At 62.9% G+C, this 23,285-nt stretch carries 20 protein-coding genes and 1 tRNA gene; 11 read left to right on the top strand and 10 right to left on the bottom strand.

Translation table 11 applies throughout. The annotated features are described in order from the left end of the window. Positions 1–7: 7 nt before the first annotated feature. Both ABFY71_RS07590 and ABFY71_RS07585 read right to left on the bottom strand, forming a co-directional pair. Complete coding sequence (locus tag ABFY71_RS07590; protein WP_347945409.1) at positions 8–1,078, bottom strand: LptF/LptG family permease; 1,071 nt, start codon at positions 1,076–1,078, stop codon at positions 8–10. Next, positions 1,075–2,145, bottom strand: coding sequence for an LptF/LptG family permease (locus tag ABFY71_RS07585; RefSeq protein ID WP_347945408.1), 1,071 nt, complete (start codon positions 2,143–2,145; stop codon positions 1,075–1,077). Before ABFY71_RS07585 ends, ABFY71_RS07590 begins: the two co-directional genes overlap by 4 nt. Before the next feature lie 207 nt (positions 2,146–2,352). Between ABFY71_RS07585 and ABFY71_RS07580 the strand changes: the two genes are divergently transcribed. The 3 genes from ABFY71_RS07580 (at position 2,353) to ABFY71_RS07570 (ending at position 5,025) form a co-directional block, all read left to right on the top strand. Beyond that, on the top strand, positions 2,353–3,834 hold the full coding sequence (locus tag ABFY71_RS07580) for a leucyl aminopeptidase (protein ID WP_347945407.1): 1,482 nt from the start codon (positions 2,353–2,355) through the stop codon (positions 3,832–3,834). 130 nt (positions 3,835–3,964) lie between these two features. Beyond that, a complete protein-coding gene (locus ABFY71_RS07575) occupies positions 3,965–4,411 on the top strand; it encodes a DNA polymerase III subunit chi (RefSeq protein ID WP_305582078.1) in 447 nt (148 codons plus the stop codon). Next, positions 4,408–5,025 (top strand): YitT family protein, encoded by a 618-nt coding sequence (locus tag ABFY71_RS07570; protein WP_347945406.1) that lies wholly within the window; start codon positions 4,408–4,410, stop codon positions 5,023–5,025. The genes ABFY71_RS07575 and ABFY71_RS07570 overlap by 4 nt, the downstream gene beginning before the upstream one ends. Here ABFY71_RS07570 and ABFY71_RS07565 read toward each other — a convergent pair. The 3 genes from ABFY71_RS07565 to ABFY71_RS07555 form a co-directional block, all read right to left on the bottom strand. After that, the gene (locus ABFY71_RS07565) at positions 5,018–5,929 is read right to left on the bottom strand and encodes a DUF4344 domain-containing metallopeptidase (protein WP_347945405.1); all 912 of its coding nucleotides are present in this window, start codon (positions 5,927–5,929) and stop codon (positions 5,018–5,020) included. The two genes, ABFY71_RS07570 and ABFY71_RS07565, sit on opposite strands and share 8 nt — an antisense overlap. 108 nt (positions 5,930–6,037) lie before the next feature. Then, positions 6,038–6,469 (bottom strand): cupin domain-containing protein, encoded by a 432-nt coding sequence (locus ABFY71_RS07560; RefSeq protein WP_347945404.1) that lies wholly within the window; start codon positions 6,467–6,469, stop codon positions 6,038–6,040. Then, positions 6,466–8,328 carry an ABC-F family ATP-binding cassette domain-containing protein gene (locus ABFY71_RS07555; protein WP_347945402.1) on the bottom strand — a complete coding sequence of 621 codons (1,863 nt, stop codon included), beginning with the start codon at positions 8,326–8,328 and terminating at the stop codon, positions 6,466–6,468. The genes ABFY71_RS07560 and ABFY71_RS07555 overlap by 4 nt, the downstream gene beginning before the upstream one ends. Positions 8,329–8,536: 208 nt before the next feature. Here ABFY71_RS07555 and ndk point away from each other — a divergent pair, with 208 nt between their 5' ends. From ndk to ABFY71_RS07540, 3 genes are all read left to right on the top strand, one after another. Further along, positions 8,537–8,959, top strand: a complete 423-nt coding sequence (gene ndk / locus ABFY71_RS07550) for a nucleoside-diphosphate kinase (protein ID WP_305581472.1) — start codon at positions 8,537–8,539, stop codon at positions 8,957–8,959. Continuing rightward, a complete protein-coding gene (locus ABFY71_RS07545) occupies positions 8,959–9,165 on the top strand; it encodes a tautomerase family protein (protein WP_305581470.1) in 207 nt (68 codons plus the stop codon). The genes ndk and ABFY71_RS07545 overlap by 1 nt, the downstream gene beginning before the upstream one ends. Before the next feature lie 155 nt (positions 9,166–9,320). Further along, entirely contained in the window at positions 9,321–11,273 is a 1,953-nt protein-coding gene (locus ABFY71_RS07540) for a DEAD/DEAH box helicase (protein ID WP_347945401.1), read from the top strand. Between the two features lie 73 nt (positions 11,274–11,346). On the opposite strand, the gene ABFY71_RS07535 is transcribed toward ABFY71_RS07540, so the two are convergent. Continuing rightward, positions 11,347–12,543 (bottom strand): MFS transporter, encoded by a 1,197-nt coding sequence (locus tag ABFY71_RS07535; RefSeq protein WP_347945400.1) that lies wholly within the window; start codon positions 12,541–12,543, stop codon positions 11,347–11,349. A gap of 341 nt (positions 12,544–12,884) precedes the next feature. Here ABFY71_RS07535 and ABFY71_RS07530 point away from each other — a divergent pair, with 341 nt between their 5' ends. Both ABFY71_RS07530 and ABFY71_RS07525 read left to right on the top strand, forming a co-directional pair. Continuing rightward, complete coding sequence (locus tag ABFY71_RS07530) at positions 12,885–13,511, top strand: hypothetical protein (RefSeq protein WP_347945398.1); 627 nt, start codon at positions 12,885–12,887, stop codon at positions 13,509–13,511. A gap of 528 nt (positions 13,512–14,039) precedes the next feature. Beyond that, positions 14,040–16,139: a molybdopterin-containing oxidoreductase family protein gene (locus tag ABFY71_RS07525; protein WP_347945396.1), complete on the top strand. Its 2,100-nt coding sequence runs from the start codon at positions 14,040–14,042 to the stop codon at positions 16,137–16,139. Between the two features lie 109 nt (positions 16,140–16,248). On the opposite strand, the gene ABFY71_RS07520 is transcribed toward ABFY71_RS07525, so the two are convergent. After that, entirely contained in the window at positions 16,249–17,019 is a 771-nt protein-coding gene (locus tag ABFY71_RS07520) for a sulfite exporter TauE/SafE family protein (protein ID WP_305579467.1), read from the bottom strand. 338 nt (positions 17,020–17,357) lie between these two features. Here ABFY71_RS07520 and ABFY71_RS07515 point away from each other — a divergent pair, with 338 nt between their 5' ends. The 3 genes from ABFY71_RS07515 (at position 17,358) to ABFY71_RS07505 (ending at position 18,858) form a co-directional block, all read left to right on the top strand. Continuing rightward, entirely contained in the window at positions 17,358–17,798 is a 441-nt protein-coding gene (locus ABFY71_RS07515) for a glyoxalase superfamily protein (protein ID WP_305579466.1), read from the top strand. A 98-nt stretch (positions 17,799–17,896) separates the two neighbouring features. Next, positions 17,897–18,592, top strand: coding sequence for a glutathione S-transferase family protein (locus ABFY71_RS07510; RefSeq protein ID WP_347945395.1), 696 nt, complete (start codon positions 17,897–17,899; stop codon positions 18,590–18,592). Positions 18,593–18,765: 173 nt separating this feature from the next. Further along, positions 18,766–18,858 (top strand) — tRNA-Ser (locus ABFY71_RS07505). A gap of 103 nt (positions 18,859–18,961) precedes the next feature. Here the strand turns inward: ABFY71_RS07505 and ABFY71_RS07500 are convergent. From ABFY71_RS07500 to ABFY71_RS07490, 3 genes are read right to left on the bottom strand one after another with little or no spacing between them, the layout of a single operon-like run. Further along, complete coding sequence (locus ABFY71_RS07500; protein WP_347945394.1) at positions 18,962–20,143, bottom strand: efflux RND transporter periplasmic adaptor subunit; 1,182 nt, start codon at positions 20,141–20,143, stop codon at positions 18,962–18,964. 4 nt (positions 20,144–20,147) lie between these two features. Beyond that, positions 20,148–22,514: an ABC transporter permease gene (locus ABFY71_RS07495; protein ID WP_347945393.1), complete on the bottom strand. Its 2,367-nt coding sequence runs from the start codon at positions 22,512–22,514 to the stop codon at positions 20,148–20,150. Beyond that, a complete protein-coding gene (locus tag ABFY71_RS07490; RefSeq protein WP_347945392.1) occupies positions 22,511–23,236 on the bottom strand; it encodes an ABC transporter ATP-binding protein in 726 nt (241 codons plus the stop codon). Before ABFY71_RS07490 ends, ABFY71_RS07495 begins: the two co-directional genes overlap by 4 nt. Positions 23,237–23,285 lie beyond the last annotated feature (49 nt).

The raw sequence follows: 23,285 nt of genomic DNA, 5'->3' as shown, positions 1-23,285 counted from the left end.
ACTTTTCTCACGCGCGCCCGTCTTCTTTGTGCAGCAATACCGTCACACCAATGACGATGGCCACAAATGCTGGTCCGACTGCGGCAAACGTAGGATCGAGAACGCCGGTCGACCCAGCGCGGTCGGCCATCTCGGTTATCACGAACACAACGAAACCCAGCACGATCCCATAAAGCACCGCAGGACCATAATTAGATGACCTTCGATAACCCGCGGTAAACGCAAAGGCAATGAACAGTGACCCCGTCAGCACAAGCGGTAGCGCCAGCAATTTGATCAGGCGCATTGTCGCTGCATTGCGGATCAGTGGATCTGCCACCCCGACGCTCAGCAATCCGGCCAGTTCGAAAAATGTCATATCCTCGGTCGAAGCCAGCTTCAGGCTGATTTCACCAGCCGACGAAGTGGTTGGCAGCCGATAATTATAGACCGTGCGGGCCGGCTCGTGCGCCGTGCGGATCGTGGCGCTCGGCAGCAGCCAGGCGCCATCCTGCAACTGCGCCTCAGGCGCCTCGATGCGATCCTTGTCGGCCCCGTTGAGCCGGAAGATGGTCACATTGCCCAGCAACGCCCCACCCGGCTGCATGCCGGTGGCCATCATCACATAGTGGAACTCGCCACTCTCCTGTTCCAGCCAGATTTCCCCGCTCGGCGTCTGCATGCTCGCTTGCCCCGGCGGCGTTGGATACAGCCCGCGATTGACGATCGTACTGACGGTCTCTGCGCCCAGCGCAATCCCCAGGCTGATCACGGCCAGCGCGATGGTTGGCGCGCGAACCACGCGCCAGATCGAGATGCCACTTGATTGGATGACCGTCAGCTCATGCCGCGCCTTGAGGTCCAGAAACCCCAGAATGGCGCCCATCAGCACGGTGACGGGCAGGGTCTTGATGGTCCAGCGCACCGCACTCATGGCCACCATCAACCCAGCCATTGGCAGGCCGTAATTGTCGGCGACGAAGTTGAAGCGCCAGGTGTCCAGCGACTCGGCCAGCATGATGATCCCGTAAAAGATCAGCACCGTGACCCCGATTCGGCTGCCCAGCCGGTTCAGTACGATCCAGTCGATCCGGGTCATGCCGTTATCCCGGGCTGTATGCGGCGTGGTCGGGCCAGCAGCAGCAGGGCCCCCCCGCCAGCGATGATCATGGCCAGCGCACCGGTCGACGGTCCCAATGGACTATAGGCGCTCAGGCCCCGCTCGCCGAAGGCAATCAGCAGCACAACTGCCTCCATCGGCACGTTGAAGCGGGCCCGCCGCCCGCTGGGAAATCCCGACATTGCCAGCACCAGCAGGCAGATGCCGATTACCCGCAGCCCCTCGCCACCACGATTGCCCAGCGCTGTCAGCAGTCGTGGCGACCACTCGCCACTCTCCAGCGCCGCCAGCACCAGCGCCAGGCTATTGGTTTGGTACAGTTCATCGATCTGCCCGACCGGCTGGGAGAAGCGGTCCACATTGACGTCATAGCGACCAAAAGTGACCTCGGAAAACCGGCCGTCTGACCCGGTATTCTGCAGTGATCCGTCGCGCAGTTCGAGCACATAATTGTCCCCGTCGGTCGAAACGCGCGCCGATTCGGCGATATAGGTGCGCCGGGTTTCCGGATCACGCCGGTCATCGGCGAAAAACTCCTGGATCTCGCCATCGCCGGACCGGCCGCCAATCAACATCACCACCCCCGGCGTCACCTGGGTGAACCGTTGCGGCTTGAGCGTGGAACTCACCAGGTCCGCTGCAACGCTGGCACTGAGGATGTTCAGCCGGCGATTGGCCTCGGGTTCGATGAAGTGCGTTAGCAGCAATACCCCCGCAACCCCGGCACTGGCCACGATGGCAGTGGCGCTCCACAGCGAGCGAAGGCCGCCACTGCTATGGATGATATGCAGTTCCCGATTGGCTTGCAGCGCCTGCAAGGCGCGCACCAGACCAATGCCAACACACACATAGAAGAAGGAAATGGCCAATGGCGGCAGTGTCAGCAGCCCCTGCAGCGCCAGCGTGGCGACGCCCTGGCCCTTGACCGCGACAACGTCGAACGAGCGCAGACAATTGACCAGCCAGAGCAGGAAACACACCACCCCGAACAGAATCACCGCATCGGTGACGAACAGGCGTGCCAGATAAGCCGTCAGTCGCTTCATACTGTCTGACTAGCGTCCCCAGGTGCCGCAATTGTGTCTCGTTGAGTGCACTTAGTCTGGTGCAGTTCGCCGGGGCAGACAAGCGCTCAAACAGACCTGCTCCGATTTGATTGCGCCCTGTTGCGGGATTGACGCGCGGTCCAAACATCTCAATGTTGCCCAGTCATTATTTTGCGCCCTGCGCTTCCTCGCCCACCAAGGCTTTCCATGTCCCAGTCTCTCGAAATCCGCACCGCCGCCCAGTTGGGCGCGTCGGCACCGCTGACCGTTATCTATGCCGCCGAAGGCGCAGCACCCACCGGCGCAGCGGCTGCCATCTGGACGGCCACCGGCCTGGACTGGACGCAAGCGGCGGCGGCCGGCGCCTTTACCGGTCGGCAGGGTCAGGCCCTGGATATCATTGGCCAAAAGGGTGCCCGCCTGCTGGTGCTGGGCCGCGGCAAGCCCGAGACCAATGCGCCACTCAATGGCTGGACCGATCGGGGTGGCTCGCTGCTCGCCAAGATCGCCGCCACGCGCCTTGAAACTGTCGCCATCGTGATCGACGAGCCTGACGCCACGCCTGCCGCGATTGGCGAACTGGCCGCCGGCCTGCGCCTGCGTCACTATCGTTTTGACAAATACAAGTCCGTCCGCCCCGAGGATGCGCCCGGCAATCTCTCCATTACCCTGCATGTTGCCGACCCGGCGGCAGCCGATCTGGCGATTGCCGAGCGCGACGCGGTCGTGACCGGCACGCTGCTGGCGCGCGATCTGGTCAATGAGCCGGCCAATGTGCTCGGCCCCGTGGAATTTGCTGCCCGCGCCGCCGAACTGAGTGCGCTGGGCGTTGAGGTCGAAATCCTTGAGCCCGAAGCACTCGAGCAGCTCGGCATGGGCGCGCTGCTCTGCGTCGCCCGCGGCTCCGACCGCCCGGCGCGCCTGGTTGTCATGCATTGGAAGGGCGGCAAACCCGATGCTGCGCCGCTCGCCTTTGTCGGCAAGGGCGTGGTGTTTGACACGGGTGGCATTTCCATCAAGCCGGCCGGCTCCATGGAAGACATGAAGGGCGATATGGGCGGCGCTGCCGCTGTCACCGGCCTGCTATGCGCCCTGGCCACCCGCAAGGCGCCGGTCAATGTGGTGGGCGTCATCGGTCTGGTGGAAAACATGCCGTCGGGCACGGCGGTGCGCCCGGGCGATATCGTCACCGCCATGAGCGGCACCACCATCGAGGTGATCAATACCGACGCCGAAGGCCGCCTCGTGCTGGCCGATGCGCTCTGGTACACGCAGGATCGGTTCAAGCCGAAATTCATGATCAATCTGGCGACGCTGACCGGCGCCATCATCGTGGCCCTCGGGCACGAATATGCCGGTCTGTTTTCCAACGATGAGCAGCTTGCCGGCCAACTGCTCACGGCGGGCCAAACCGCCAACGAAAAGCTGTGGCGCATGCCGTTGAACGCCGCCTATGACAAAATGATCGAATCCAAGTTCGCCGATATCCGCAATTCGGTCGGTCGCCCCGCCGGTTCGATCACCGCTGCCCAGTTCCTGCAGCGCTTCGTCAATGATGTGACCTGGGCCCATCTCGATATCGCCGGCACGGCCTTTGGCGTCAAAGCGAGCGAAGTCAACGCCTCCTGGGCGCCAGGCTTTGGCGTGGCCCTGCTTGATCGGCTGGTGCGCGACTGTTACGAGCGCTAAACTGTGCCAGGATCCGGTCAGGGCGAGGCGAAAATGGTGAGTTTGGCGAACCGGAGCGGAGCGTATCTTGGAGTACGTCAGCACCGGAAGCGCAGAAACTCCCCCTTTGGCCGGAAGATCGGTGCACTTGATGACTGATGTGCTGTTTTATCATCTCGAAGCCCGCCCGCTCGAAGCCGTCCTGCCCCAATTGCTGGAAAAGACCCTCGAGCGCGGCTGGCGCGCGATTATCGAAGTCGGCTCGACCGAGCGGGCCGAGGCGCTCGACGCCGAGCTGTGGACCTATCGCGACGACAGCTTTCTCGCGCACGGTCTGGCCGGTTCGCCCACCGATGCGCATCAGCCCATCCTGCTCACCACCGCCACCGACAATCCCAATGGGGCTGCCTGCCGCTTTTTCGTTGATCGCGCCGTACCGCAATCGATCGAGGGCTATGAGCGGCTGGTTTATTTGTTTTCCGGTCACGACCCCGATGCCTTGGCCGAAGCCCGGCTGGCCTGGCGCGCCCTCAAGGATAGTGGCCAACTGACCTATTGGCAGCAGGAGGCCAATGGCCGCTGGACCAAGAAAGCATGACGCCAGACCTCGCCACACCCAGTCGCCACCAGCTGCACGAAGACATTCTCGCCATGCTGATCGGCACCATGCTGGTCTCTCTCGGCATCGTGTTTTACGCTCAGGTCACCCTGACCACCGGCAGCACGGCCGGTCTGGCGCTGCTGCTGCACTATGGCACAGCCATCCCGTTCGGTTGGCTGTTCTTTGCCATCAACCTGCCATTCTACGTGCTCGCGGTGCTGCGCATGGGTTGGCCCTTTACCATCAAGACCTTTGCCTGCGTCGGGCTGGTCTCGTTCTTTACCGGTCATATTCCCGATTGGCTCGACGTAGCCTCGGTTGACCCGCTGTTTGCCGGCCTGGTGGGCGGCGGGCTGATGGGGATCGGCATGCTCTTGCTGTTCCGGCACAAGGCCAGTGTCGGCGGCATCAACATCCTCGCCTTGTATCTGCAGGACAATTTCGGCATTCGCGCCGGCTATTTTCAGCTCGGCATCGACGCCCTTATCCTGGTGGCGGCCTTCTTCATATTGCCGCTGGACCGGGTCATCTACTCGGTGCTGGGCGCGCTGGTGCTCAACATCATTATCGGCTTCAATCACAAGCCGGGCCGCTATGTCGGCTTCAGTTAGGCGCCACCGCAGCATCTCTCCAGTGCCCCACCAGGTTCTGCCGCGGACCATCGCTGTCCACGCGCTCGACCGTCACCTCTTCGGTCTCTGACGCCGCCGCCAGCGGCAGGATGTCATTGACATAGAGCGCATGCATGTCCGCGGCCATCTCGTAGCAATAGATGACTGCGCTCTGGCTGGGGCTGTAAAAGGCATTGGGCTCGCCGCACTGCCTGGCGATGAAGCTCACCGGTCCCGGCAGCACATAGCTCTCGGTGATCAGCGCCGCCGCACGTTCCAGTACCTGCCGGCCCTTGAGCGCCTCGGCAAAGCCTTCATAGTCCCCGGCGTCCTCATAGCGCACGGTGATCTCGGCGCCGGGCGCTTCAACCACCATATGGGGCTCGAGCAGCGTCGCCCAGGCAGAGGCCGCCTGCGCAAAGGTATAGCCGCAGGCCTCGCGCCGATCCGCATCGAGATCATAGGCCTCAGCGGTCTCGGAGAAGGCATCCGGATCCTTGCCCACCATCATGCACACCATGGCATAGGCGCGCTGGATATCCAGGCTATGGTCGGAATAATAGGAGAACGCGTCGACGCCCTCGCCGGTGGATTTGACGGCGTTGAAATACCAGCCATCGGCGCTGTCGATCAGCGCATCGTAGCTGTCGTCATCGCTGCTATCAAGCAGCAGCATGATCGTGGCTAGAGCGTCGGCAGCGTCTTCTTCCTTGCCCAGCACTGGCAGGCCGAGTTCCCCGATCAGCAGATGGCCGATCTCGTGATACATCGTGAACACGGCGTCATGCATGGCAAAGTCCATTGCCTCTGCAGTCTGTGTTTCATCGAGATCTTGCGCATGCGCCGGCAGGCTCAACAAGGCGCCTATGGCAGTCGCGATCAACAATGCAGTCGGCGTCGTCATCTTGGGGTCCCCCGCGCCAGTGTGGCGGCTGATGCGTGATATCAGTACTGGGACGATCTGTCTGGGCCGATGTCTGTCGGTTGAAACCCGGGGCAGGGGCGCGCCAGCCTATTTGTGGCCAGGTTCCCAGCCGGGCGGGGCCAGCTCAAAGCCGGAGAACACAAAGCCTGGCGCCACGGTGCAACCCACCAGCGTCCAGTCTCCCGTGCTCTGGGCCGACTGCCAGGCGGCTTTCGGCACCACCAGTTGCGGCCGCTGTCCGTTTTCCAGATCAGGACCCAGGATGAACGAGTCGACCGTGGTGCCGTCCGAAACCTGCAGCCCGAGCGGCGCGCCGGTATAGAAATGCCAGACTTCGACCGCGTCCACCCGATGCCAGGCCGAAATGTCGCCGCGTTCCAGCAGATAGTAGATCGCTGTCGAGCGCGACCGACCATCCGCCTTCGCCGCGTCCTCGAATGTCTGCGCATACCAGCCGCCCTCGGGATGGCGCTGCAGGCCGAGCGTGAAGATCACATCCTTGGCGGTCAGTCGGTTCATGCCTGCTCTACGCCTTCCAGCTCCGCGCTCAGCGCCAGCCATTGCTCCTCGGTGCTCTCGAGCTCGGCGCCGCATCGCGCCTTGTCCTTGCCAAGGGCAATCACCTGCTCGGGACTGCCATTGTAGACTTTGGGGTCTTCGAGCTGGGCGTCGATTTTGTCGATCTCCCGCTTCAAACGGGCGATCTTGGTTTCCGCATCCTTGATCGCACTCTTGATCGGCGCAATCTCGGCGCGGCGGGCGGCGGCTTCCTGCTTGTTGGCCTTCCGGTCGGCCTTGCTGCCGCCTTTGCCTTCCTTGGCCGAGGTGATGGAATTCTGGTAACTGTCCAGATCCTCATCGAGCACGCGGATGGTGCCGCCCTCGGCAATCCAAAGCGTGTCGCAGGTCGCTTCAATCAGATGGCGATCATGGCTGATGATCAGCACGGCGCCTTCATAGTCATTGAGCGCGTGCACCAGCGCGTCGCGGCTATCGATATCCAGATGGTTGGTAGGCTCGTCCAGGATCATCATGCCCGGGCCTGAAAAGGTAATCAGCCCCATCAGCAGGCGGGCCCGCTCGCCGCCTGAAAGGTTCTTGGCCGGGGTGTCCATGCGTGATTTGGTCAGGCCCATCTGGCTCAGGCGCGAGCGACGCCTGGATTCGCTGTCGGTCGGCATGATGTCGACGATATGCTCGAACGGGGTCCATTCGGGCTTGAGCTTGTCCATCTGGTGCTGGGCGAAATGTGCGATCTCGAGCTTCTTGCCCTTGGCAAATGTGCCGCCCATCGGCTTGATGTCGCCGGCCAGCAGCTTGGCAAAGGTCGACTTGCCGTTACCATTCACCCCGATCAGCGCGATCCGGTCGCCCGGGTCAATGCGCATATTGATGTGGCGCAGAATGGTCTTGTCGCCATAGCCGGCCGAAGCGCCGTCCAGCGAGATCATCGGCGTGGCTTGTTCGACCTTGGGCTGCGGGAAGGTGAAGGGCGCAGAGTACTCGTCAAACATCGCCGCTGGCGGCTTCAGCTTGGCGATCATCTTCATGCGCGCCTGCGCCTGCTTGGCCTTGGTCGCTGACGCACCGAAGCGGTCGACGAATTTCTGCATGTGGGCGATCTGGTCCAGCGATTTCTCGCGGCCCTTGTTATTGAGCTCCATCTGCATGCGACGCGTGCTTTCGAACGTGTCGTAATTGCCCTTGTAATAGGTGAGCTTGCGATGCTCGAGATGGATGATCGAGCTGACCGACTTGTTCAGCAGGTCGCGATCATGGCTGATCATGAACACGGTATAGGGATAGGTGGCCAGGTACTTTTCCAGCCACAGCGTGCCTTCAAGATCGAGATAGTTGGTTGGCTCGTCCAGCAGCAACAGGTCAGGCTGGCTGAACAATACGCCGGCCAGTGCCACCCGCATGCGCCAGCCGCCCGACAATTCATGCGTCGGTGAATTCTGCCGGTCCTGTTCGAAGCCCAGACCCTTGAGAATGGAGGAGGCGCGCGCTTCGGCCGTATAGGCGTCGATATCGGCGAGCCGGATATAGATTTCGCCGATGCGGTCGGGGTCGGTCGCCGTCTCGGCCTCGGCCATCAGCGCCGTGCGCTCCTTGTCGGCCGACATCACCACATCCAGCACGCTTTCATTGCCGGCCGGGGCTTCCTGCGCCACCGCGCCGATGCGCGCCTTCTTGACCAGTTCCATGCCGCCGGAATCGGCATGGATATGGCCTTGGATCAGGTGAAACAGTGTCGTCTTGCCGGTGCCGTTCTTGCCGACAAAGCCGGTCTTGGACCCCGTCGGCAACACCACCGAAGCGTCCTCGAACAGTTCGCGGCCCTGAATACGATAGGTGAGGTTGTTGATCGACAGCATGACAACGGCAATCTATGGAACTGGGCAGGCAAAACAGCGCATCGGCCAAGCCGTGCGCGTACCCGCAACAAAAAGTCTTTGCCGCTGGATAAAGTTATGTGACGCCGATGGCAACCGGGATTCCCGCATGGCTGCCCCGTCTTGCCTCCGTCAGACTCTCCCGCTACAAAGCGCCACCATTCCCTCAGACCCATCCAAGGATCTACCCATGGCGCTCGAACGCACCTTTTCGATCATCAAGCCTGATGCCGTCCGCCGCAACCTGATCGGCAAGATCATTGCCAAGTTCGAGGAAGCCGGTCTCCGCCCGATCGCCCTCAAGAAGATCCATATGACCCGTGCCCAGGCCGAAGGCTTTTACGCGGTGCACAAGGAACGCCCCTTCTTTGGCGAACTGGTCGAGCAGATGATTGCATCGCCCGTCGTCGTTCAGGTGCTTGAAGGCGAAGGCGCCATCCTCAAGAACCGTGAAGTCATGGGCGCCACCAACCCGGAAAACGCCGCTGCCGGCACCATTCGCAAGGAATTCGCCCTCTCGATCGGCGAAAACTCCGTGCACGGTTCGGATGCGCCGGAAACCGCTGCTGAAGAAATCAAGTTCTTCTTCAACGAAGACGAAATCGTCGGCTGATGCCCTACATCAACGTCCGCATTACCGATGATGATGTCTCGGCCGAGAAAAAGGCCGCGGTGATTGCCGGCATTACGGATGTGATGGTTCGTGTGCTCGGCAAAAGTCCTGACAGCACCTTTGTCGTGATCGATGAGGTGCCGATGGAAAACTGGGGCCACAAGGGCAAATCAATCGCCGAACTGCGCCGCCAGACCAAGGGCTGATCGCCTCGCGCCTCCAAAAATCCGAGGCCGCCCATCGGGGGCGGCCTTTTTGCTTGTTTGTGCTATAATGCACCAACTTCAGAACTCCTTGCCGCCCTCCCGACTATCCAGGGGAGGCTCGGGTAGGGGTTCTCACCCCATCCGAAAGATCTGCATTGTCCCTGCCTGAAACCATTTCGCCTCCACTCGCTCGCGCCCTTGCTGCCAAGGGCTACGAGACTCTGACCCCTGTCCAGTCATCCATCATCGAAGATGAGACCGCTGGCCGCGACCTGCTGGTCTCGGCCCAGACCGGCTCGGGCAAGACCGTTGCCTTCGGCATGGCCATCGCCGCCACCCTGCTCGGCGAAGCCGAACATTTCACTTCGGTCGGCGCCCCGCTGGCCCTGGTCATCGCCCCCACCCGTGAACTGGCCCTGCAGGTCCAGCGCGAGCTCGAATGGCTCTATGCCGAAGCCGGTGCCAAGATGGCCACCTGCGTCGGTGGCATGGATGCCCGCACCGAGCGCCGTGCGCTCGATCGTGGCGCCCATATCGTGGTGGGCACCCCCGGTCGTCTGCGCGATCACATCACCCGGGGCGCGCTCGACATGTCGGCACTGCGGGCCGTCGTGCTCGACGAAGCCGACGAGATGCTCGATCTGGGTTTCCGCGAGGATCTCGAATTCATCCTCGACGCCGCCCCCGAGGATCGTCGCACCCTGATGTTCTCGGCCACTGTGCCCAAGCCCATCGCCCAACTGGCCAAGACCTTCCAGCGCAATGCATTGCGTGTTGCTGCCACCGGCGGTGGTCAGCAGCATGCCGATATCGATTACAAGCTCATGCTGGTCCCGGCCAATGAGCGCGAAAACGCCATCATCAACACGCTGCTCTACTACGAGGCGGCCAATACCATTGTCTTCGCCTCCACCCGTGAGGGCGTCAAACACCTCTCGGCCCGCCTGCACAACCGCGGCTTTGATGTGGTCACCCTGTCCGGCGAACTCAGCCAGGCCGAACGCACCAATGCGCTGCAGTCCATGCGCGACGGCCGCGCCCGGATCTGCGTCGCTACTGACGTTGCTGCCCGCGGCATCGATCTGCCCAATCTCGATCTGGTGATCCACGCCGATCTGCCGACCAATCCCGACACCCTGCTGCATCGCTCGGGTCGCACTGGCCGGGCAGGACGCAAGGGCACCTGCGTCATCATCACCCCGATGCATCGTCGCAATGTCGCCCAGCGCATTCTGCGCACGGCCAAGCTCGACGTCACCAATATGGCGCCGCCCACCGCGGCCGAGATCGACGCCCGCTTCCGCGAAGGTATTTTGACCAATGACGCCCTGACAGCGCCCATCGCCGAGGACGAATCCGAATTCGTCGCTCAGCTCATGGAACGTCATTCGGTCGAAGCCATTGCCGCCGCCTATCTGCGTCAGCAGCTCGCTGCCCGTCCGGCTCCCGAGGATGTCACCGAAAACCCGGTGCCCGGCAAGCCCGGCGACAGCGATCCGCGGACCCGCGAACGCTTCGAAGGCGGTACCTGGTTCAAGGTCAATGTCGGTCGCAAGCAGCGTGCCGAACCGCGCTGGATCCTGCCCATGCTGTGCAAGGCCGGCGACGTCACCAAGACCGCCATTGGCTCGATCCGCATCTTCGATACGGAATCCATCTTTGAAGTTGCCGCGCAAAAGGCCGATGCCTTTACCCGTAACATCGCCAAGAATGGTTCGGGCGAACGCGGTGTCACCATCACCCCGGTTGATGGTCCCGGCGAACGTCCGGCTGGCCCACCCCCGTCGCAACGTCGCCCACCCGGTCCGGTCGAGCGCTACGATCCCGATGCACCGCGCCCCGAACGGGCCGACCGTCAGAGCCGCTATGGCTCTGCAGGCTTGCGGCCTGATGATTTCGAGGCACCGGCAACCGGCGGCTGGAACCCCTCCGCTGATGCCGACAAGCCTCGGCCACCCAAGCCCGACTTCGACAAGCCGCGCCCGCCCAAGGTCAGCAAGGCGGCGCCGAGCAAGGACAAGGGCAAGCCGAAATGGGCCGGCAAGCCGACCGATGGCGTCAAGCCGGTCAAGAAAGACCACAAGCCCAAGCGCAAGCCGCAGATCTGAGCGGCGTCACATATCTGAAGGGGAGGGTGGCTACGGCCACCCTTTCTTCTTGCGCGCGGGATTTCCCGTCGCGCTATGCCAGGCGGGCTCGCATTCTGCTGGCATTGCCGGTCAGCATGATCAGCCCACCCGCCGCCGCAATGGCCGCTGCCACTTGCAGCACCAGCTGATAATCGCCAGTAGCGCTCAAGACGCCAAAGGCGGTCGCCCCCACCAGCGTGGCGCCGATCGCAACCGCATCCATCAGCGAGGTCGACAGCCCCACGCGCCCCTTGATCGCGTCCTGAATATAGCTGATCGGGATCGACATCAGCGCGGCGGTGGCAATGCCGTTGAGGATTTGCAGCCAGAACACTTCCAGCACTGACCCGGCCTGCGACACCAGATAGATGTAAAGACCCAGCAGCAGCGCATTGCCCACGATGATGGCTTCGCGCGACATCCGTGCCAGCAGATAGCCCCACATGATCATGAACGGGATTTCCATGGCCGCAGCAAATCCGGCATACAGTCCCACATCGGCCAAGGTGCCGCCCAGCCGGGTGACAATGGTCAGCGGCATGGCCAGCGTCACCAGTCGCATGGCGATATTGATCACCAGAATGCCCGCCAGTCCGGTCAGGATCGGCGCCGGGAGCAGCCCCCGCTTGGCGCCCGCCTCGCGCTTGGCAATCGGGGCCGAGGCAATATGGGTGCCCGGATCGGTCATCATGATGGCAAAGATCAGCCCGCACACCGCATAGGCCAATGCCGCCACTAGATACACGTCAAACACCGAAAACTGCGCTGCAATAACGCCCACAATCGGGGGCACAACCACCCAGGCTACGGTGAACACCGTGCGCATCGCCGAGACCATGAACTGCGACCGTTCTGGGTTCTTGGCGTTGTAATACACCCGCGCATAGGCAAAATTCTGGGAAAACATCGCCAGGCCCAGCGGCATGATTGCGCCCATGGCGACAACGAATGCCAGTTGCGTCCGCACGGCATAGATCAGGCCATAGCCGACCATGCCGGCGACAGCCGCCAGCAACACCAGCACGCGTCGATCATGCAGGCGGTCAGATGCATAACCCAGCGCCACCGACACCAGCGCGCCGACAACCGAGCCGATGGCAATCAGCAGTCCATACTGCGCGCTGCTCAATCCCAGCGCCTCGATGCCAACAATGGCGGCATAGGGGGCGGTGCTGGCAAAGGTCACGCCGGAGCAGAACATGCTGGCGCCCAGCATCGCCGTCACCGGCATTGGTATCGAATCGCGCATCTCGCCCTCCAGCACGCCGCCAATTTAGAAATCGCAATGGGCTCGCCTGTCCACCCCGCACTGGCGGGCGCGCTGCGTCAGCGCCGTTGCGGCCGCATCCGATGCGCTGCCACGGACGAAATATGCGTGGTAAATCAACTATTTGGCGCGGCGTCATGAATCGGTTTCCTATCGCCTTGAAGCCATATATGCACGCCGACACTGTGACATTCTCGCCGGAAAATCGCCGCCACGCACACAAGTCGCAAAATTGTCAGTGGCCAAATCACCGCACCTTGCTAGATTCGAGGCATCGAAATTGCCGTTTCGCGTCATCGGCCCAACTATTTTGGAGAGCATTAGTGCCCTTGCGCTGGCAGGAAGTGGCTGTGCCACTGTCGATTATTATCTCCCTTCTCATTCTCAAATATGTACCGCTGACTGCTGACTTGCCGCTGTCCCGTGCCGCCGGGGTCGTCGCCTTCGGCTATGCCGCCTTTCTGGCGCTGCGCCTGCTGCAGAGTGAGGAGGCCCTGCTGGTGGATGGCTGGTCCGAGTTGCGGCCCTCATTGGTAGAGTATTTTGCCTGCTATGGCGCGGCGGCTCTGGCCGTTGTGCTGATGTCGGCGGTGATCGTCATTGGCAGTTCCAAACACATCCCCGCCACGCAGATGATCGCCACCTTCCTGGCCTCGCTGCTGCTGGGGGCAGGGGCACTGGGCATCGGCCTGGATGGCCTGTTCACCCGGGTGCGCTGGAACAATAAGTGCATCGAGCACCGCTCTGCCCTGGGGCGCGTCACCAGCATCATCTGGTCCGATGTGCGCGCGGTGCGGCCCAATTGGCGCGGCATCACCATTGCAACGCAGTCGGCCGGGACGATCACTTTCTCCCAGTTCCACGCTGGCGCCGCCCAACTGGCAACCCACGCCAGCAACCGCGCCCGCCGCAACGCCGAACCCGCCAGCAAAGCCTTCGCCACCCTGTAGCTTTGCACGACCACACCGCGCGATCTGCGCCTTCCCCTCGATGCAGAGGTACAATGCTGTGCATGTGGCAAGATATTGCCTCGATATCGGGGCCAACCACCCCCTCCCCACAAGGGGTGGGTGTCGACTGCAAGTCTGGCTGATCCTCACCCGCCAGGATCCAGAACTATCCCCCTTATCCCCACCCCCCAAAACCGCGTGCATACTCTGCCCATCACCCCGCATGGGCGGCCTGCAGGCGAACGGTGGTGGGGTGTGCCGGGTGGAAGTTCGTCTCTTCCACAGGTTCCAGTCCGGCCGTGTGGGGGCGAGCGATCCCCGTGCCGCCGTACAGTTCCAAAAACCGGCATCCCGGGACGGCAATCGTCTCGTTTTTTAACTTTACCAGAGGCGAAAGCCGTCTCGGGGTCCGTCCAGACTGATGAAAACCGCAATGCAGGCGGCGCTTGGGCACGCCATCACGCCTTATAATCCGTCCATCACAACAATCACTTTGCACCCGGGCCGAGAGGCACGTATTTTCCTGCCATGAACAAGCCCGTCGTCCTGCGCACTGTCCATTCCGTTTGCCCGCATGATTGTCCGTCAGCCTGCGCGCTCGACGTCGACATTCTCGATGATCGCACCATTGGCCGGGTACGCGGCGCTCAGGATGACCCCTATACCGCCGGCGTTATCTGCGAGAAGGTCGCCCGCTATGCCGAGCGGGTGCACCACCCCGATCGATTGACCCAGCCTATGCGCCGCACCGGCCCCAAGGGCAGCGGCCAGTTCGCGCCGATCTCCTGGGATGACGCGCTCGACGAAATCGCCGCCCGCTTCAGCCAGATCGAGGCCGAGCACGGCGCCGAAGCGATCTGGCCCTATTACTATGCCGGCACCATGGGCCATGTGCAGCGCGACGGCATTGATCGCCTGCGCGCCGCCAAGGGCTATTCCCGCCAATATGACACCATCTGCACCGGCACCGCCTGGCCCGGCTATATCGCCGGCACCGGCATGCTGGGCGGCGTCAATCCCGAACAGATGGCCGAAAGCGATTGCGTCGTCATCTGGGGCACCAATGCGGTCCATACCCAGGTCAATGTCATGACCCACACCATGCGCGCCCGCAAGGAACGCGGCGCCAAGGTGGTCGTCATCGACATCTACCAGACCGCCACCATGGCCCAGGCCGATCTCGGCCTCATCCTGCGCCCCGGCACCGATGGCGCCCTGGCCGTTGCCGTCATGCATATCCTGCTGCTCGATGGCTTGGCGGACCGCGAGTATATGGAAAAATATACCGATTTCGGTCCCGACTTTGAAGCCCATCTTGCCGGCAAGACGCCGCAATGGGCCGCCGAGATCACGGGCCTCACCGTCGCCGAGATCACCGAGTTCGCGCATCTCGTCGGCACCACGCCGCGCTCCTATTTCCGCCTCGGCTATGGCTTCACCCGCCAGCGCAATGGCGCGACCGCCATGCATGCCGCGCTCTGCATCCCCGCCATGACCGGCGCCTGGCAGCATCGCGGCGGCGGCGCCTTCCACTCCAATTCGGGCACCTGGGCGCTCGACAAGTCGCGCCTCACCGGCACAACCCTGCAAAAGGGCGAGCCGCGTTGGCTCGACATGTCCGAAATCGGCCCGATCCTCACCGGCGATGCGAGGGCGCTCAAGCAGGGCGGTCCGGTCAAGGCCATGATCGTGCAGAATACCAACCCCGCCTCGGTCGCGCCCGAACAGACGCTGGTGCGCCATGGTCTGGCGCGCGAGGACCTGTTCCTGGTCGTGCACGAGCAGTTCATGACCGAAACCGCCGAACTGGCCGATATCGTGCTGCCCGCCACCATGTTCCTCGAACACAACGACTATTATACCCGCGGCGGCCATACCCGTGTGCTCTACGGCCCGGCGGTCATCACCCGCCCGGGCGAAACCCGCTCCAATCATGAGGTCATCAACGCCCTGGCCTCGCGCCTCGCACTGACCGATCCAAGCTTTGGCGCCACCGACCGCGAGGTCGTCGCCGACACCTTCCGCCGCTCGGGCTATCCGGCTCTGGAGGAGGTCGAAAAGACCGGCTTTGTCGACCGCGAACGCCCCGACGCCGTGGCCCGTTTCGCCAACGGCTTCGCCTGGCCCGACAGTCGCTTCCGTTTCGAGCCTGATTGGCAGGCCGTGGCCGACAAGAAGGGTTACCTCTGGACCTGCGATCCCGCCGAACTGCCGCGCTTTGCCGACCATTGGGCCATCAATGAGCCGACCGACGCAGAACACCCCTTCCGCCTTGCCACCAGCCCGGCGCGCGGTTTCCTCAACTCGACCTTCAACGAGACCCCCGGCAGCCAGAAGCGCGAGGGCCCGCCCGCCGTCTTTATCCACCCCGAGGATGCCGCTCGCCTTGGCATTGACGATGGCCAGTTCGTCACCATCGGTAACCGCCGGGGTACCGTTGATCTGACGGCCCGGATTCGGCCTGGCCTGCCCACCGGCGTGCTGATCGCCGAAGGCCTGCACCAGAACAGGGCACATCGCGGCGGCAGGGGCATCAATACCCTGACCAGCGCCAGCCCCGCCAAACCCTTTGGCGGCGCGACATTCCATGATGCAGCGGTGTGGATCAGCAAGGCGGATATTCAGTAACGCACATGGCTGGCCCCACCCGATGCGCATCGCCCCCGGGCTCGACCCGAGGGCGCTACACTTTCGAACTGGTCAAGCCGAACGATGACGATCCAGCTTGGGCTGGGACTCAAGCGACATACGCCCCCCAAAAGAAATACCCGGTCATTACCAGCCCGTAGATAATCACTGCGCCCCGGATCACTTTGGTCGGAAACCGATGCGCATTTCGTGCCGCCAGATAACCACCCACTACCACGCCCACCAGGGCGATCGAGCCATGGTACCAGTCGATCGAACCGCTCACTGCAAACCGCCCCACCGCCACCAGCGCCACGATCGAGGACACATAGAGTTTGAGCCCGTTCATGGCGTGAATGTCGCTCATCCCTGCCGTCGCCAGAAACGCCAGCAGCAAAATGCCCAGACCCGCATTGAAGAATCCGCCATAGACGCAGACCCCGGCCAGAAACAGCAGCAACAGGCCACTGCCCAGCAGCTTCATGCCCCGTCCACCACCGCTATGGCTGGCCACATAGGCATTCAGCTGATTGCCAAACGCGAACAACAGCACCGCGAACAGCATCAGCCAGGGCACCACCAGCGCGAACTGGGCATCGGTCACCACCAGCAGCAGTTCGGCGCCGATATAGCCAAACACCGCGGCGACCACCCCATAGAGCACCAGCAGATGCTTGTGTTGCGCCATGGCATGCCAATAGCCAAAGGTGCCGCTGGCATAGCCGGGCAGGGCGGCAAAGGTGTTGGAGGCATTGGCCATCACCGGCGGCACGCCGACAAACAGCAGCGCCGGAAACACGATGAACGAGCCACCGCCCGCCAGCGAGTTCAGCGCCCCGCCCAGCAGGCCGGCAATCAGCAGGAACAGCGTTTCAACCATGGCAGTGTCCTTACATCCCGGTGTCATCCCGGCGCAGGCCGGGATTCTTCCGGCGAATTGGGACAGGCCATAGCCTGCCCACCAACATCTGCCCAACCGAAAAATGTGATCGCGCCCATCAGCGGCGCTGATCGCTGCCCAGCCATGCAGTTGACAAACCCCGGTCTCGGTATCATATCGGGCTCAGGTCACTGGCACCTGCCGCTCGCCGGAAGCAATTCCGATGGTGAAGCCCAGTCTCCGAGCAAGAAGCGAACCCAGGTTCATCTTTGCGAGGCTCTTCATGGCAATGCGGGCTCCCATGCACCAGACGCCTCATGCAAATGAGAGATCCTGTCATGTCGTATTCACTCGATACCCCGTCCATCCAGACCCTGAAATCTGAAGCCCGAACCCTGCGCGAAACGCGCGCCACGGCCGGTGAAACCCTCACCCATGGTGCGGCCCTGGAGCAGATCGCGCGCCGCCACGGCTATCGCGACTGGAACACCGCCCGGGCCGCCTTGCCCGATGCTGAGCTGGTGCCGTTCCAGGTTGGCGGTCGGGTCAAGGGCACCTATCTCGATCAGCCCTTCACCGGCAAGGTGATTGGCGTCCAACTGCTCGGCGATGGCGGTCACAGCACTGTCACGGTGACCTTTGACGCCCCCGTCAACGTCACGCCCGATTTCATGTTCGCCGCCATGCGCCACCGCGTCGTGGCCACGTTGGACCGTCACGGTGTGACGCCGGCCCTGCGTGGAAATGGTCGGCCACAAATGGTCGTCAAACGGGCATGAAAATCTTCCTGCAAGGGCAAGGCAGCATGCTGTTGCCTTGCCCTTCATCGTAATTGGGCGATACAAACTTGGGTAACGTCACGACAAATGGAACTGCCATGACCACCCAGAGCAAGCCTATCGAAGCCTATTCGCTGCCCACGCCAAACGGGCAGAAAGTGCACATCATGCTCGAAGAGCTGGGGGTCCCCTACACCTACCATCGCATCGATATCGGCAAGGGCGAGCAGTTCACGCCCGAGTTCCTGGCGATTTCCCCCAACAACAAGATTCCGGCCATCGTCGACCCCGAAGGTCCTGGCGGCGCGCCCATCTCGATCTTTGAATCGGGCGCGATCCTGAAATATCTCGGGCTCAAATTCGGCCAGTTCTACCCCACTGATCCGCGTGAGCAGGTCAAGGTCGATGAATGGCTGTTCTGGCAAGTTGGTGGCTTTGGCCCCATGCTCGGCCAGAACAATCACTTCAGCGTCTATGCCCCTGAAAAAGTGCCCTATGCCATCAAGCGCTACAGCGACGAAACCCATCGCCTGTTCCGCGTGCTGGACAAGCAGCTTGAGGGCAGGGACTTCATTACCGGCCAATATTCCATCGCCGATATTGCCACCATTGGCTGGGCCCAGGCCTGGGAGCGCTATGGCATCGACACGGCCGAACTGAAAAATTTCGCCGCCTGGGTCGAGCGCCTCAACGCCCGCCCGGCTGTCCATAAGGGCCTCAATGTCGGCAAGGAAGCGCCACTCGACCTCGCCAATGACAAGGACGCCCAGAAGGTGCTGTTCAACCAGCGTTAGGCAGGCACCGCGTCGGAGCCAGGGATTCCCGGTCCGGCTTCGACGCGCCCAGACCCAATTTTGCCGCCGCTGACCGCTGACAGCCCGACAGCGCGCAACGATCCTGTGGCCTCGCTGACATTCTGGCCAAAAACCGCTTGCCTTCGTCCACCCCGCCCGCTATCCACCCCCTCGGAGAGGTGGCCGAGTGGTCGAAGGCACGCCCCTGCTAAGGGCGCAGATGGTTTAGAGCTGTCTCGAGGGTTCGAATCCCTTCCTCTCCGCCATCCACCCACTAAGCCATTGAAGTCCCAGAAAGTCCTTGCGTTGCAGGGGCAGCTGGCGTGCCGTCGCGCAGCGATACTGCCGCTGGTGCCGGGCATAGCGCTGTTAGCGTTCCGCCACGACGCTGCGACCATCTGTCAGCGTATCGCCCGGGTGCATGATTACAGTCTCGCCCACTTCAAGGCCGTCCGTGACCTCTGATAGTTCGCCATTGCGTTGGCCCAGGCGCAATGTCCGCAGCCGCGCAGTGCCATTCTCGACCACAAAAACCGACCAATCACCCCCGGTGCGGAACAGCGCGCCGAGGGGCACCAGGACCACCTCTGCCGCCTCCCAGACCACGATCTGTGCGGTAACGCGGTAACCATGGCCGAGCCCGGCCCGACTCTTGGGGCCATCGAGCAGGCGCAGCGTTACGCGCGTGCGCTGCTCTTCGATACCCAGGGCACTGACCCGGGTGGTGGCAATCGGATCGATCTGTGCCACTTCAGCGCGCAGCGGCGCACCCCCCCAATCCACAATGCTGGCCCGGGCACCTGGAACAATGCGCACAGCGTCGCTGGAGAGCACGTCAACCTGGATTTCCATCAGGTCTGGGTCGCCGATATCCATCAGCGGCGCACCGGCCTGCAGCACCTGTTCACTTTCCGAGAAGACGGCGAGTACCCGCCCGGTGACCGGCGCCACGACATTGACGCAGCAGGGACCGACTGTGGGCGTGTCGCCCTGGATCAGCGCGGCTTGTGCGCTCTGCAGCTGCTGCTGGTGCATCTGCAGGGTTGCCTCGGCCGCCTCCATGGACTTCTCCGCAGTTTCCGCCGCGAGCCTCGCCCGCTGCAGGGCCTGCGTCGACACCAGACCGCGCTCCGATAGCTGGATTGATCGTTCCAGGTCCTGCTGGGCAAAGGTGTCGGTTGCCCTAGCCTGTGCCAGGCCAGCTTCGGCCAGCGTAACGCCCGCAGCGGCCGCCTGAACCGCCGCTTCGGCAACGCGTCGCGTCCGCTCATCCAGGAGGCCGGGAGCGACCGGCTCCATGCTCACAAGTGTTTGGCCCTGCGTAACGGTATCGCCGACATGCAGGCCCACGCGTTTCAGGCGACCCAGAATGGGCGCCGAAACATGGAACACTTCGCCGATGCGGCTGGTGCCATCTTCATCAACGGTAACCACGAGGCTGCCGGTAGCGATGCTGGTGGTCTCAACGCCGATCGGGCGCGGCCACAGGGCCCAGCCAGCGGCAGCGGCCAGCGAGAGGACAATACACAGAGTTAGAAGGCGGCTCCACATTTGGCTACTCCCTGGTTTTGAGCACGGCGATAAGGTCGAGGCGGTCAACCCGGCGGCGGACCACGAGTCCGGACAGCAGCGCTGCGGCCATAACGGCCAGACTGGCGGTGGCAAGAACATCAGGGCCGATGATCAGCGGCATGGAGAACAACTCGCTGGAAAAACCCTCCACCATGCCGCGCGCGACCAGCACGCCGAGAAACCAGCCCAGCGGCTGGGCGAGCAGCGTCAGGATGGCAATTTCGGTCAGCAACAGGGCCGAGACCTCGCCGCGGGTGAAGCCAAGCACGCGCAGACTGGCCATTTCGCGCCCCTGCTCCGATAGAGAGATCCGGGCAAAATTGTAGACCACGCCGAAGGCAATGAGGCTGGCTAGCCCCACCAGGACGGCGATCATGACATACATATTCTGCGCCATGGTGGCGCGAAACTGCGTGAGTGCGGCCGCCTGCAGGGAGATATGGCCCAGCGAAGGGGAGCGTTTGAGCGCAGCGAAGAGCTCTGACTGGTGCAGCGAGTCGATGGTGACATTGACGCCCGAAATGCGGTTGCCCTCGCCAATCAACGCCTGCAGGGCGGCCATGTCCATATAGGCGCCGAGTCCGAGATAGCTTTCGACCACAGCTGCCACATGCAGCTGATGGCGTTGCCGCTCTCCATCGAGGAGGCGGATATCGACGCTGTCGCCGGGACTGACGCCCAGGATGCTGGCCAAAGACCGTGTCAGCAGCACGCCCTGCGGCGGAATCGGCACCACCTTGAGATCGGCGTCGAGAATGCGGGTGAGGGGGCTCGTGGCGGGACGCCCCATCAGGGCAATCTGGCGCGTCACCTGGGCATGACCGATTTCCACACCCACGGCCCGGAAGGGTTCCGCGCTCAGCACACCCGGCAAACGGGCAATTTCGGCCGTGGCCGCCAGCGGTTTGCTGGACGTGAAATTGACGATGGCATCCTGCCGCTCGGTCCGGTTGAACGAATAATCGATCATGAACTCGACGCCGCCCACCGACCAGAGCGAGCCGACAAGGACGGCGACAGACAAGGCAATGCCGACGATGCCGCCACCTGATCGCCAGGGTCGGTGCAGCAGGTGACGCATGACCATGACCCCGGTCTGGCGCAGCGGCAGGTGCAGGCGGCGGGTACTATGCCGCCGGTATGTCGGCGGGGCCGGCGGCGACATCGCCACAGCTGGGGGCAGCGCGGCGGCGGCACGGACGGCACGGATGGCGCCAACCACGGCGGCGGACAGCGTAATACCGCCCGCAATGGCGTAAAGGCTGGGTTCGCGGCTGAAGACGAGGACGGGAAAACTGTAGAACCTTGTGTACAATTCGGTGAGCGCGTTGCCCGCCCAGACGCCGAAGCTGGTGCCAATGACCAGGCCGATGATGGCGATCAGCAGCACGAATTCGACATAATGCCAGGCGATGGCGCGGCCGGAATAACCAATGGCCTTGAGCAGGCCGATCTGCTCGCGCTCAAGGGCAATCAGGCGCGTCAGCGTCATGTTGACGAGGAAGGCAGCCACGAGCAGGAACACCGGCGGCAGCACCTCGCTCATTGAGCGAAGCTGCTGCAATTCGGCATCGAGATAGGCGTGGGAGGTGAGCTGGCTGCGGCCATGGGCGCCTTGCGCGCCGAACGGATCGAGCAGGCGGTCGAGCTCGGTAATCACTGCGTCCTCGGAGGTGCCGGGCGCCAGTTGCACCGAGACTGCATTGAAGGCGCCACCCAGATCATAGGCCGCCGCCAGGGTGCGCTCAGGCGCCCAGAGGATGCCGAAGCGGCCGCTATTGGGCGTTATCTCGCCGGGGGCGATGGCATAGACATGGTCGGGGGCCAGGGCGATGCCGGTGATGGTCACCTGCCGCCAGGCGCCATTGACCACGACGCCAAATTGCGAGCCTTCGCGAAAGCCATGGGCCTTGGCAAAGATCTCGCTGACCACCGCCTCCATGTGGTTGGCGGCTTCGGGCAGCCGCCCGCTGCGCAGATAGAGGCGATTGAGTGTACCCGCCTGCTGCTGGGGCAGCGAGATCAGCCGCACCGATGCTGGTTGCTCCAGCCCCTCGATATCGGCCAGCGCTACCTTGACGATACGGCCATCGACAGCCAGAACCCCGTCCATGGCGCCAATCTTCGCCAGCATTGAGCCGGGCGCCCGGGTGACGGTGGCGAATACATTGGCGAGGTGATGGCTCTGGTAATAGGCCTCGCGCGTGCGCTCCAGCGACTGATAGGTGCCGATGCCGATCAGCAGCGTGGCAACCCCGGCTGCCATGATCAGGGCGATGGCGAGCACCTGCGCCCACAAGCGTAGCAGCTCGCGCAACAGCTTGCGGTGCAGGGCACTCAGACCGCTCACCATCGCACAGAGGCGGCTGGCTGGCGCTCGGCATTGGTGTCGATCGCGGCAATCCTGCCGTCGGCAAAACTGACGACGCGATGGGCAATGGTGCGGATGGCCGCGTTGTGGGTGATTACCAGCGTAGTGGTCCCGAGTTCCGCATTGATCCGGGTGAGGGCCTCCAGCACGACAATGCCGGTCTTGGAGTCGAGGGCGCCGGTCGGCTCGTCGCACAGCAGGATGTCGGGTCGCTTGGCAATGGCACGGGCGATGGCTACGCGCTGCTGTTCGCCCCCGGACAGCTGGGCAGGAAAGTGATCCATCCGGTCGGCCATGTCCACCATGGCCAATGCCTCCGCTGGCGCCATTGGATTGGTGGCGATTTCGGTGACCAGCTGCACGTTCTCACGGGCCGTTAGACTGGGAACCAGATTGTAGAACTGGAACACGAAGCCGACATGGTTGCGTCGATAGCGGGTCAGGCCGGCGTCGTCAGCACAGGTGATCTGCCAGTTACGAAACCATGCCTGGCCTGCGCTGGCTGTGTCGAGACCGCCGATGAGGTTGAGAAAGGTCGATTTGCCAGACCCCGATGGCCCCAGAATGACAACAAACTCGCCGCTGGCAGCAACGAAATCGACCCCGTCGAGGGCGACGACCTGAGCATCCCCGACCGCGTAGGTCTTGGTGAGCTTGGTGACCCGGAGCAAATCCGGACGATTGGGTGGCGCGCTTTCCATGGGAAAATCCTAGCAAGACGCCGCGGTGGCGCATTGATTTCGGTCAAGG

The sequence above is a fragment of the Devosia alba genome, assembly GCF_039938915.1.
In the GTDB taxonomy this organism is placed as follows: Bacteria; Pseudomonadota; Alphaproteobacteria; order Rhizobiales; family Devosiaceae; genus Devosia; species Devosia alba.
Note: the sequence above shows the minus strand (reverse complement) of the source record. Positions and strands in the feature narration are given on the sequence as shown.